This window comes from Micromonospora mirobrigensis (genome assembly GCF_900091555.1).
Lineage (GTDB): Bacteria > Actinomycetota > Actinomycetes > Mycobacteriales > Micromonosporaceae > Micromonospora > Micromonospora mirobrigensis.
Window position 1 is genome coordinate 587,019 of the sequence record NZ_FMCX01000001.1, and the last position, 12,222, is coordinate 599,240.

The 12,222-nt window shown below is 75.0% G+C and carries 6 protein-coding genes; 2 read left to right on the forward strand and 4 right to left on the reverse strand.

Features of this window, described 5'->3' with window-relative positions; translation table 11 throughout:
• Positions 1-37: 37 nt before the first annotated feature.
• Positions 38-1,201 carry an acyl-CoA dehydrogenase family protein gene (locus GA0070564_RS02810; RefSeq protein ID WP_091601975.1) on the reverse strand — a complete coding sequence of 388 codons (1,164 nt, stop codon included), beginning with the start codon at positions 1,199-1,201 and terminating at the stop codon, positions 38-40.
• A gap of 244 nt (positions 1,202-1,445) precedes the next feature.
• On the opposite strand from GA0070564_RS02810, the gene GA0070564_RS02815 reads away from it, so the two are divergent.
• Both GA0070564_RS02815 and GA0070564_RS02820 read left to right on the forward strand, forming a co-directional pair.
• Entirely contained in the window at positions 1,446-2,873 is a 1,428-nt protein-coding gene (locus GA0070564_RS02815) for a UDP-glucose dehydrogenase family protein (protein ID WP_091601978.1), read from the forward strand.
• A gap of 166 nt (positions 2,874-3,039) precedes the next feature.
• Positions 3,040-7,959 carry an SCO7613 C-terminal domain-containing membrane protein gene (locus tag GA0070564_RS02820; protein WP_091601981.1) on the forward strand — a complete coding sequence of 1,640 codons (4,920 nt, stop codon included), beginning with the start codon at positions 3,040-3,042 and terminating at the stop codon, positions 7,957-7,959.
• 433 nt (positions 7,960-8,392) lie between these two features.
• On the opposite strand, the gene purE is transcribed toward GA0070564_RS02820, so the two are convergent.
• From purE to GA0070564_RS02835, 3 genes are all read right to left on the reverse strand, one after another.
• Positions 8,393-8,863 (reverse strand): 5-(carboxyamino)imidazole ribonucleotide mutase, encoded by a 471-nt coding sequence (purE, locus tag GA0070564_RS02825; protein WP_088973530.1) that lies wholly within the window; start codon positions 8,861-8,863, stop codon positions 8,393-8,395.
• A gap of 56 nt (positions 8,864-8,919) precedes the next feature.
• Positions 8,920-10,080, reverse strand: a complete 1,161-nt coding sequence (locus GA0070564_RS02830) for a 5-(carboxyamino)imidazole ribonucleotide synthase (RefSeq protein ID WP_091601984.1) — start codon at positions 10,078-10,080, stop codon at positions 8,920-8,922.
• Between the two features lie 74 nt (positions 10,081-10,154).
• Complete coding sequence (locus GA0070564_RS02835) at positions 10,155-12,191, reverse strand: thioredoxin domain-containing protein (protein WP_091601987.1); 2,037 nt, start codon at positions 12,189-12,191, stop codon at positions 10,155-10,157.
• Between the last annotated feature and the right edge of the window lie 31 nt (positions 12,192-12,222).

Consider the following 12,222-nt stretch of genomic DNA (forward strand, 5'->3'; position numbering starts at 1 on the left):
ATCACCCTGGCCCGGGGTGATCCACGCCAGGTCCCGATCAGCCCTTCAGCAGCTGACGCGCCATGACGATGCGCTGCACCTGGTTGGTGCCCTCGTAGATCTGAGTGATCTTGGCGTCCCGCATCATCCGCTCGACCGGGTAGTCACGGGTGTAGCCGTAGCCGCCGAGCAGCTGCACCGCGTCGGTGGTGATCTCCATGGCGGCGTCCGAGGCGAAGCACTTCGCCGCCGCGCCGAAGTACGTCAGGTCGGCGTCGCCGCGCTCCGACTTGCCGGCCGCCGCGTACGTCAGCTGCCGCGCCGCCTCCAGCTTCATGCCCATGTCGGCGAGCATGAACTGGATGCCCTGGAAGTCGGCGACCGCCTTGCCGAACTGCTTGCGCTCCTTGACGTACCCCTTGGCGTAGTCCAGCGCGCCCTGGGCGATGCCGAGCGCCTGCGCGGCGATGGTGACCCGGGTGTGGTCCAGGGTCTTCATCGCGGTGGCGAAGCCGGTCCCCTCGGCGCCGATCATCCGGTCGGCCGGGATCCGCACGTTGTCGAAGTAGACCTCGCGGGTCGGCGAGCCCTTGATGCCGAGCTTCTTCTCCGGGGCGCCGAAGCTGACCCCCGGGTCGGACTTCTCGACCACGAAGGCCGAGATGCCCTTCGACCGGGCTGTGGGATCGGTCACAGCGAAGACGGTGTAGTACTCCGACACGCCGGCGTTGGTGATCCACCGCTTCACGCCGTTGAGCACCCAGTGGTCGCCGTCGCGGACCGCCCTGGTGGTCATCGAGACGGCGTCGCTGCCCGCCTCCGGCTCGGAGAGGCAGTACGAGAACATCGCGTCACCGGAGGCCACCGGGGTCAGGTACTTCCGCTTCAGCTCCTCCGACCCGGCCAGGATCAGCGGCATGGTGCCCAGCTTGTTCACCGCCGGGATCAGCGAGGAGGAGGCGCAGGCCCGCGCCACCTCCTCGATCACGATGGCCGTGGCCAGGGCATCCGCCCCGGCACCGCCGTACTCGACCGGGATGTGCGGCGCGTGGAAGTCCGCGGCCCGCAGGGCGTCGTAGGACGCCTTGGGGAACTCGCCGGTCTCGTCGGCCTCGGCGGCGTTCGGGGCCACCTTCGCCTCGCAGACCTCACGGACCGCCTCCCGGATCGCATCGTGCTCCTCGGGCAACCGGTAGACGTCGAACGACTCCTCTGCGGCCATGTGGCCCCTCCCCTTCACCGCTATCATGCGCAGTCTGAAGCGTCGCCTGACCGCTGACCGCGCAGAGTGAAGGATAGCGACCACCGTTCAGGTGACCCTTACCGCCGCGTAGGCTCGTGCATGATAGGCGTCGAAGTCGAGCGGCGATCTTCAAAAGGACAGGAATCCCCCTCGGTGTCCAGCCAGACACCGGGGCCGATTGCGACGCGACGAGGCGCCGCCAGCGCGAGCGGAGAAGACAGGCGTGACGATCCCGTACCCGAACAGCCAGCCGGTGCCGCCCATCGCCGCAGTGAGCCCGCCGTCCGGCGCGGCGCGGCCCCGGGTGACCTTCCTCGGCACCGGTTACCTCGGCGCGACGTACGCCATCTGCTATGCCGAGCTCGGCTACGAGGTGCTCGGCTTCGACGTCGACGCCGACAAGATCGCCAAGCTCAACTCCGGCGAGGTGCCGATCCACGAGCCGGGCCTGGACGAGCTGCTGCGGCGTAACCTCGCCGCCGGGCGGCTGCGGTTCAGCACCGACATCGCCGAGACCGCCGACTTCGGCGACGTCCACTTCATCTGCGTCGGCACCCCGCAGCGGGCCGACGGCATGGGCGCCGACCTGTCGTACGTCGAGGCGTCGGTGACCGGCCTGGCCCAGCACCTGACCCGCAAGTCGCTCATCGTCGGCAAGTCCACCGTCCCGGTCGGCACCGCCGAGTGGGTGGAGCAGCTGGTCGGCAAGCACACCCCCTCCGACCTGGGCGTCGAGGTGGCATGGAGCCCCGAGTTCCTCCAGGAGGGCTTCGCCGTCGACGACGTGCTGCGGCCCAACCGGATCGTGGTCGGCGTCAAGAGCGAGTGGGCCAACGGCATGCTCTACGCCGCCCACAAGGGCGTCTTCGACCTGGCCGCCACCGAGGACCGCGAGGTCCCGCTGGTGGTCACCGACTTCGCCACCGCCGAGCTGGTCAAGGTCGCCGCGAACGCCTTCCTCGCCACCAAGATCTCCTTCATCAACGCGATGGCCGAGGTCTGCGAGGCCGCCGGCGGCGACGTCACCCAGCTGGCCCGGGCCATCGGGTACGACCCGCGGATCGGCAACCGGTTCCTCCAGGCCGGCCTCGGCTTCGGCGGCGCCTGCCTGCCCAAGGACATCCGCGCCTTCCAGGCCCGGGCGCAGGAGCTGGGCGCCGGCGAGGCGCTGCGCTTCCTGCACGAGGTCGACCTGATCAACCTGCGCCGGCGTACCCGGGTGCTCCAGCTCTCCGCCGACCTGCTCGGCCGCCGCTCCGGCCCGGCCGGGCCGGACTTCTCCGGCACCCGGATCGCCGTGCTCGGCGCGACCTTCAAGCCCAACACCGACGACGTACGCGACGCCCCGGCGCTCGCCGTGGCCGGGCTGCTGCACAAGGCCGGCGCCGACGTGCACGTCTACGACCCGCAGGGCGCCGAGAACGCCCGCCGGGCGATGCCGGAGCTGAACTACGAGACCAGCATGGCCGACGCGGTGACCGGCGCCGACCTGGTCTGCGTGCTCACCGAGTGGGCCGACTTCCGCAACGCCGACCCGGTCGCCCTCGGCGAGCTGGCCGCCGGCCGCCGGGTCGTCGACGGTCGCAACTGCCTCGACGCCACCCTCTGGACCCAGGCCGGCTGGGACTACCGGGGCATGGGCCGCCCCTGACGAAGGCCCTCCACCGGCGTGACGGCCGGCCGCGGAACTCCCCGCGGCCGGCCGTCGATGTTTTTGTTGCCACCGAGGCGGTGCCAACGGTCGAAATCCGCGCCGGCTTTGGGCATGCTGCGACAGTGGAAGTCCACAGTGCGGTCCAGCCGGGTGGAGGGGTGTCGTGCAGACCTTTCAGTGCTCCTCGTGCGGCCGGCAGATCAAACCTGCCGCCACCTGCCCGCACTGCGGCGCCCACCAGCCACAGTGGGGCGAGCACCTGGCGGAGATCGAGCGCTCGATCGCGGAGATGAAGGCGCGCGACGCCGAGATCGCCAAGGAGCAGCGGCAGATCGCCGCCAAGATGCAGGCCGCCCTCTTCCAGCGGGACATCCTCGCGCACGCCGGTGAGGAACGGCTCAAGCAGGCCACCCGGCCACGCCGGGTGCTGCGCCGCCGGCCCGGCCGGCGACCGCCGACCGCCGCCACCGGGGCGCCACCCCGGGTGCCCCGACAGGGCACCCCGCCCGGGCCGCCGGAGCCGCCACCCCCGCCGCCGCCCGGCGCGGCGCGCTGGCTCGACGCCGACAACCCCGAGCACCCGCCGGAGGCCTCCTCCCGCGAGGTGCAGAACATCCCCCTCGGTCTGGGCGCGCTGCTGCTCGGCGTGGCCGCCGTGGTCTTCGCCGCCGTCGCCACCAGCTCGATGGACGCGCTGGCCCGGCTCGGGGTGCTGCTCGTCGCCACGGTGCTGCTCCTGCTCGCCCCACCGGCGCTGGCCCGTCGGGGACTGACCTCCACCGCCGAGACCATCTCCGCGGTCGGCCTGCTGCTGGTGCCGCTGGCCGGGTACGCGCTCTGGGCCGTCGACCGGATCGGCGGCGGGGGCGCCTCGGGCGCCGTCTTCGCCGGGTCGATCTTCGCGGTCACCGCCGTGGTGGGCACCGGGTACGCCCTCTCCACCGGCCTGCGGGCACCCCGGTTCGCCGCCGTGCTCGCCGCCCAGCCGGTGCTGCCACTGCTCGCGTACGAGCGGATCACCGGGCCGGCCGGCTGGGCGCTGGTGCTGACCGTGGTGGCGGTGCTGGACCTGGCGCTGGCGCGCAGCGGGCTGATGACGGAGCGGCCGGTCCGGCGGGACCTGCCCACCGAGCCCGCCCCGACCGCCGACCCCCCGACCACCCCCCGGCAGCGCGACGGCGCCGGCCGCCCGGAGGGCGCCCCGGAGGAGGCCGGCGAGGTCCTCTCCCCGCAGTCGGCCACACCCTCGTCGGCGCAGCCGGCCCGACCGGTGCCCTGGCTGCGCGAGCTGACCCTGCTGCTGCACGGCGCCGCGGTGGCGGTGGCGTTGGCGTACGCGGTCACCGCGCTGCTGCGGGCGACCACCGTGCCGGTCGCCGTCGGCGCCGCCGTGGTCCTGCTGCTGGCCGCGGCGGTGGCGCTGGCCGGGACGGTCACCGTCGGCCGGCCGCCGCTGCCCGACGTCGGGGCCGGCATCGTCACGCTCGCCGTGATCGGCGCCCTGGGCCGGGTCGCCTCGGTGGCCCTGCCCGGGCGCGCCCTGGTCCTGATCGCCGCCGTCATCACCCTGGTCGGCCTGGCCGTGCGGGCGCTGCCCGCGGCGGCCCGGCGGGGTCCCCAGCTGGCCTCGGCCGCCGCGTTGACGGTCGCCGGTCTGGTGGTCGCCGGCGGCGCGCTGCGCGCCGGCCTCGCCCCGGTACGCGCCGCGCTGCCTCCCTGGGCGGCGGACCTGGACCGCTACCCGGCGGAGCTGGCCTCGGCGGTCGGGCCGGCCGCCTGGCAGCTCGCCGCCAGCGCCTTCCTGCTCACCGTCGCCGCGGTGCTCGCCCTGCCACCGGAGGTCCGGCGCGAGTTCGCGGTGGTCGGCGCCGCGCTGACCGCGCTCGCCGTGCCGGCGTCGTTCGGCCTCGGCTGGGCGGCCGCCCCGTGGCCGATGGTGCTGGCCGCGGTCGGCATCGGCCTGGCCGGCCTCTCCGCCCCGACCACCCGGTCCGCGCGGGCGCACGCCCTGGCCGCCGCCGGGGTGGGGCTGATCGGCGCCGGGGCCGGCCTGGCCCGGCCGGCGCTGACCTGCGCCGTGCTGCTGGTCCTCTTCGTCGCCGGGATCCTGGTGGCGCTCGCCCCCCGAGTCCGGATCGCCCCGGTCGGGGCGGACACCCTGTCCGGCTGGGCGGCCGGCGGGGCGGCGTTCGCCCTGCCGGGCGCCGTGGCCGCGTTCGTGGCCGCCACCGCGCCGGTCGACCCGACGCCAACCCCGGCCAGCCTGCGGGAGGTGACCGTCCCGATCCTCGCGGCCGGCTTCCTCGCCGCCTGCGCCACCCTCGGGTACGCCGCGCTGGTCCAGGTGTCCCAGCGGCACGTCAGTCCCCCGTTGACGGTGGGCACCGCGCTGGGCGCGCTCGCCGTCACCGCGGCGGCGTTCGGCGCCCCGGGGGCCACGGTCGCCGACGCCTGGGTGGGCGTCCTGGTGCTGATCGCGGCGGTGCTGCTCGTCTTCGCCCCGTCGATCGACGCCGGCCGCCGCTCCGACCTGGTGCTGGACGGCGCCGACCTGGCGGCCGCCGCGGCCACCACCGCCCTGATCGCCACCCTGGTCCGGGTCGCGGCCGTGCTCACCCCCGGCGGGCAGTTGGCGGTCGCCGCCGCGCTGGTCCTGCTGGTGGGCGTCGCCGCCCGGGCGCTGCCGGAGGAGTGGCGGCGCGGTCCGGTCGTCGGCATCGTGGTCGGCGGCGTGCTGATCGGCCTGATCGCAGGCTGGTCCGCGCTGCGCGGTGGCCTCGGCGTGCTGGCCACTCCCGGGCCGATCTGGGCCGGCGACCTGTCCGGCTGGCCGGCCGCGCCGACCGGGGGCGCCACCTGGCAGGCCCCGGTGGCGTTGGCGCTGCTGGCCGTCACCGCCGGCATCCTGCTGCCGTCCCCGTGGCGGTACGACGTCGCCGGGGTGGCCGCCGTGCTCGCCACCATCGGCGCGCCGGCCGCGTTCGACCTGCCCTGGTGGTCGCCGGTGCTGGTCGGCGCCGCGGTGGCCACCGCGTTCGGCGTCGCCGCGGCCGCCTCGGGCGACCCCCGAGCCGGGCTGTCCCGGGCCGTGGTGGCCGGCGCGGTCGCCCTGCACGCGGCGGGCACCGGCCTGGTCCGGCCGTGGACCACCGCCCTGGCCCTGGGCAGCATCGCGCTGATCGGCGCGGTGGTGGCGGCGCTGGCCCGCTCCTCGGCCGTCCCGCTGGTCGAGGACGTCGAGTCCGAGGGGATGCCCCCGCACCTGGTGCAGGTCGGCGGGGCGGCCACCACTGCCGCGGTCCTCGCCTTCCCGGGCGCCGTTTCGGCCCTGGCGGCCGAGTTCGGCCGGCCGGCCGAGGTGGTGCTGACCGCGGCCCTCGCCGCGTCCAGCCTCGCCCTGGCCGCCGTGGCGGCGGCCCGCCGCCGGGTCCCGCAGTACCTGCCGTACGCCAGCGTCGGGGTGGTCGGCGGCACCACGATCAGCGCGGTCGCCGCCATCTTCACCGGCCTGCCCGCCGGCGTGTACGCCGCGGCCGCGGCCCTGCTCGGGGTGCTCGCCGAGCTGATCCGAGGTGCCACCGAACCGCCCGCGGGCTCGGCCCACCCGGTGCGCCGCTGGTCGGTGCTCTGGGACGGCGCCCTGCGCCGGCTGCCCGACGACGGCAGCGCCCGGCGATGGCGGGTCAGCCCGGCCGCCGGTGCGCTCGCCGCGGCAGTGGCGCCGACCCTGCTGGCGTTGGCCTCGATCGCCCCGGCCCTGGTGGTCGCGCTGGTCGAGCCCTATCGCTGCCTCACCCGGGTCTGGCAGGGGCCACCGCCGGAGCTGCTCACCCCGCCGGCCGGGGCGGTCGGTGCCGTGCACGTGCTGACCGCGCTGCTGCTGACGATCACCGCCGCGCTGGCGGCCACCGGGTTCAGCGGGGGCCGGCGGTCCCGGGCGGTCCCCGTGGTGCTGCCCGGCGCGGCGGTGACCATGCTGATCACCCCGATCGCGCTGGGCCACGGCTGGCCGGAGAGCGCCCTGGCCGGGCTGGCCGTGTTCACCCTCGCCATGCTGGGGCTGGCGCTGACCCTGCCGCCCCCGCTGGTCGAGCCGGCCCGCTCGCTGCGACTGGCCCGGGTGCTGGTCTTCGTGATCGGGCTGGCCGCCGGTGGCGCCGGGCTGGCCGGCAGCCTCGCCACCCGGGAGCTGACCCTGTTCACCCTCGGCGGCGCGGTGGGAGTGGGCACGGTCGCCGCGCTCTTCGGCACCACCCAGCGGGCCCGGATCCTGGGCTGGCTCTTCGCCTCGCTGATGGCCCAGCTCTTCGTGCTCACCCTCGGCCTGGTGGCCGGCCTGGCGGCGGTCTGGTCGGCGTTCGGGGTGCTGGCGGTGGGCGCCGCCCTCCAGGTGTTCGCGGCGACCCTGCCCCGGTTGCGCCGCCCCGAGGCGCAGCGGGAGGCGGCCACCGTCGAGTGGAGCGGCTACGCCGCGGCGCTCATCGCCCTGGCGCTCGCCTTCGACTCGCCCCGGCACGTCGCCGCACTGCTGGCCGCCTGGGGCGCGGTGCTCGGCGTGGCGGCCACCCGGCCCGACCGGCGGCCGGCGGAACGGCGGATCCTGTTCTGGTCGGTGGTGGCCTGCGAGATCGGCGCCTGGTGGATCCTCATGCGGGTCGCCGACGTGGCGCTGCCCGAGGCGTACACGCTGCCGTTCGCGGCGCTCGCCCTGCTGGTCGGGATCCTGGAACTGCGGCACCGCCCCGACCTGAGCAGCTGGGTGGCGTACGGGCCGGCGCTGGTCACCGCGTTCGTGCCGACCCTGGCCATCGTGCTGGCCACCGACTCGAGCATGCTGCGGCAGGTGCTGCTGCTGCTCGGCGCGGTGGCCGTGCTGATCTTCGGCTCCACCAGCCGGCAGCAGGCCCCGGTGATCGTCGGCGCCACGGTCACCGCGATCGCCGCGGTGCACGCCTTGTTCAGCCTCGGCCCGTGGCTGGTGATGATCCCCGTCGGGTTGCTGCTGCTGGTGCTCGGGGCGAGCAACGAACGGCGCCGCCGGGCCCAGGAACGACTCCAGACCGCACTGCGCGGCATGCGCTGACCCATCCCCGTCCGCTGACCCACCCACCGCCGCCCTGGCTTGTCCGCACTGGGTGGCCGTCGCCGCCCACCCGCACGACCACTCTGGTCACTCTGAGTGTCTCAGTGGAGGAGTCTGCCCCAACTTCTCCGCGCCTTTGCTCTGCTGCCGCCCACGCAACGATCACCGACAGCTGCGACGGGTGGGCCCGACGGCATCCCCGCCGACGGCAGAAGCGGCAGCTCAGCGCGGTGTTGCGCGGGTGGCAGCAGAGCAAAGGGAGGGCCGGACATGCGCAGCACGAGAGCGGCCGACAACGCTCCGTGATCAGAACCCGCCGGCCAAAGCTCCTCACGCTGAGTGCTGGTGTACTCGCCGGGCGGGATCATCCGTCACAGCCGCAGGCGGGGATGCCATCGCCGCGGCAGGCGGCGGGCGGCGGGCGGCCAGCCGGTCAGGTCAGCGAGGCGCGCAGCGCGGCGTCCTTCTCGGCGACCAGTTCCTCCAGGTCCGCCTGGTACGCCGCCATCCGGTCCAGCAGCTCCGGGTCGGCCACACCGAGCATGCGGACCGCGAGCAGGCCGGCGTTGCGGGCGTTGCCGATGGAGACCGTGGCGACCGGCACGCCGGCCGGCATCTGCACGATGGAGAGCAGGGAGTCCATGCCGTCCAGGTGCTTCAGCGGCACCGGAACGCCGATCACCGGCAGCGGGGTCACCGAGGCGACCATGCCGGGGAGCGCGGCGGCCCCGCCGGCCCCCGCGATGATCACCTTCAGGCCACGACCGGCGGCGGCGCGACCGTATTCGATCATCTTGACCGGAGTCCGGTGCGCGGAGATCACCTGGACCTCGTAGGAGACGCCGAACTCGTCCAGCGCGGCGGCCGCGGCGCGCATGGTCGGCCAGTCCGAGTCGCTGCCCATGATCAGGCCGACGGCGGGCGCACCGGACCGTCCCTCGTCCGTGCCAGCGAGGTCGTTCACTCGTGCCCCTCCTGAAGCCAGCGGGCGGCGCGGGCCGCCCGGGCGCGTACGTCGTCCAGGTCGTCGCCGAGCACCGTGACGTGCCCGATCTTCCGCCCGGGGCGGACCTGCTTGCCGTACAGGTGGACCTTGGCGCCCGGCTCGGCGGCGAACAGGTGGTGCAGCCGCTCGTCGATGGAGATCCCGCCCGGCTCGCCGCCGAGGACGTTCGCCATCACCACCACCGGGGCGGTGAGCGAGGTGTCCCCCATCGGGTAGTCGAGCACCGCCCGCAGGTGCTGCTCGAACTGGGAGGTACGCGCCCCCTCGATGGTCCAGTGCCCGGAGTTGTGCGGGCGCATGGCCAGCTCGTTGACGACCAGCCCGGCCGGCGTCTCGAAGAGCTCGACGGCGAGCAGGCCGACCACGCCGAGCGCGGTGGCCAGGTCGATGGCGAGCTGCTGCGCGGCCACGGCCAGCTCCTCGGGCAGGCCGGGCGCGGGCGCCAGGACCTCCACGCAGATGCCGTCGCGCTGCACCGTCTCCACCACCGGGTACGCGGCGACCTGGCCGAACGGCGAACGGGCGACCTGCACGGCCAGCTCGCGGCGCAGCGCCACCCGCTCCTCGACGATCAGCGGGGTGCCCCCGGCGATCAGCGTCGCGGCCAGCTCGGCGGCCTGCGTCGCGTCGTCCACCATCCAGACGCCCCGGCCGTCATAGCCGCCCCGGGCCGCCTTGAGCACCACCGGCCAGCCCCGCTCGTCGCCGAAGGCGACCAGGTCGGCCGGCTCGGCCACCGGCCGCCAGGCCGGGTTCGGGGCGCCCAGCTCGCCGAGGCGTTCGCGCATGACCCGCTTGTCCTGGGCGTGCAGCAGCGCGTCAGCCGGTGGGAAGAGCTTCACGCCCTCCGCCTCCAGGGCGCGGATGTGCCCGGTGGGAACGTGCTCGTGGTCGAAGGTGACCACGTCGCAGCCCTTGGCGAAGGTGCGCAGGGCGGTGAGGTCGGTGTGGTCGCCGTACTGGACGTCCGCGGCGACCAGCGCCGCGCCGTCGTCGGGGGCGACCGCCAGCACGTGCAGTGACTGGCCGAGGGCGATGGCGGCCTGGTGGGTCATCCGGGCCAACTGGCCGCCGCCCACCATGCCGACGACGGGTAGACCGGTACGGGAGTCCATAGCGCCGTCAGCCTATCCGGGCCGCCTGCCGCCCCGGCCGCGAGGTCCGCGGGTCGGGACGGCCGCGTCGCGGGTCAGGAGAGCTGGGCGACCAGGTCCTCGACCGAGGTCACCGGCCGCTGGCAGACGAACCCCCGGCAGACGTACGCGGTGGGTCGCCCGTCGACCAGCGGCCGGTCGGCCAGCAGCGGCACGCCGGGCTGGTCCGGGGCGCCCGCCACCACGACCGCGCCGGGCGGGGCGTACCGGCGGGCCGCGGCGACCAGCGGGTCGTCGGCCGGGGCGTCGGTGACCACCGCGATCTCGTACGGGCCGGAGAGCAGCGCCTCGCCGACGGTCGCCGCGTACCCGGTGAACCGGGCGTGCCGCCCGACCAGCGGAGCGACGGTGGACAGCGCCCGCTCGGCCGCCTCCCGGTAGCGGGTCTCCCCGGTCAGCGCCGCGTACGCCACCAGCGCCGCCACGATCGCCGAGCGACCGGACGGGGTGGCGTTGTCGGTCGGGTCGGCGGGGCGGGCCACCAGCCGCTCGGCGTCGTCGGCGGTGTCGTAGAAGCCGCCGTCCGGGGCGGCGAACCGGGCCAGCGCCGTCTCCAGCAGCTGCCCGGCCAGCTCCAACCAGCGGCCCTCGCCGGTGAGCTGGTGCAGGGCGCAGAACGCCTCGGCCACGCAGCCGTAGTCCTCCAGCACACCGGCCGGCTCGCCGACCTGCCCGTGCCGGGAGGCCCGGCGCAACCGCCCGTCGACCAGGTGCACCCGGGCCAGGTGCTCGGCGGTGTCCCGCATCGCCCCGTCGGCGACGATGGTCACGCCGTCCATCAGGTTGGCGTCCTCCGCCTCCGGGTCCTCGTAGAGCGCGGCGACCTGGAGGAACTCGGCGAGGGCGGTGATCGCCAGGCCGTTCCAGGCGGCCACCACCTTGTCGTCGCGGGCCGGCTGGGGGCGGGTGTCCCGGGCCACCAGCAGCCGTCCGACGATCTCCTGCCAGCGGGCCCGCACCGCGGCGTGGGCGTCGTCGACGTCCCGGGCCAACCTGAGCACGCTGGTGCCGTGCTCAAAGGTGCCGGACTCGGTGACCTCGAACAGGTCGGCGGCCCAGCGGCCGTCCTCCTCGCCCAGCGCCTCGACCAGCTGGGCCGGGGTCCACGAGTAGGTGAGCCCCTCGACGCCCTCGGTGTCGGCGTCCAGCGCCGAGGCGAAGCCGTCCTGCGGCCGGTGCAGCTCGTCGGCGAGGAACCGGGCGACGTCCCGGGCCACCCGCCGGGCCAGCCGGTCGCCGGTGAGCCGCCACAGCTGGGTGTAGACCCGCAGCAGCAGGGCGTTGTCGTAGAGCATCTTCTCGAAGTGCGGCACCGTCCAGTGCCCGTCCACCGAGTACCGGGCGAAGCCGGCGGCCAGCTGGTCGTAGATGCCGCCGCGGGCCATCGCCTCGCAGGTGTGCCGGACGATCTCCAGGCTGCGCGCCGAGCCGGTGCGCTGGTGGTGGCGGAGCAGGAAGAGCAGGTTCATGTGCGGCGGGAACTTCGGCGCGCCACCGAAGCCGCCGTTGCGCTCGTCGTACTCCTCGGCGAGCTGGTCGGCGGCGGCGTCGAGCAGCTCGACGGTGAGCGGGGCGGTGGGGCCGCCGACGGCCTGGGCGCCGCCGATCGCCTCGACCACCGCGGCGCCCTGCTTCAGCACCGCCTCCCGCTGGTCGCGCCAGGCGGCGGCGACCGACTCCAGCAGCCGGACGAAGTTCGCCCGGGGGAAGTACGTCCCGCAGAAGAACGGCGTGCCGTCCGGGGTGGCGAAGACGGTCATCGGCCAGCCGCCCTGCCCGGTCATCGCCTGCGTCGCCGTCATGTAGACCGCGTCGACGTCCGGGCGTTCCTCCCGGTCCACCTTGATCGAGACGAAGTCGTCGTTCATCAGGGCGCCGACCTGCTCGTTCTCGAACGACTCGTGGGCCATCACGTGGCACCAGTGGCAGGCCGCGTAGCCGACCGAGATGAGCACCGGCACGTCCCGGCGCTTCGCCTCGGCGAAGGCCTCCGCGCACCACGGCCACCAGTCGACCGGGTTGTCCGCGTGCTGGAGGAGGTACGGCGAGGTGGCGTCGGTGAGTCGGTTCACCCGACGACCATATCCAGCGGCTCCGGACGCC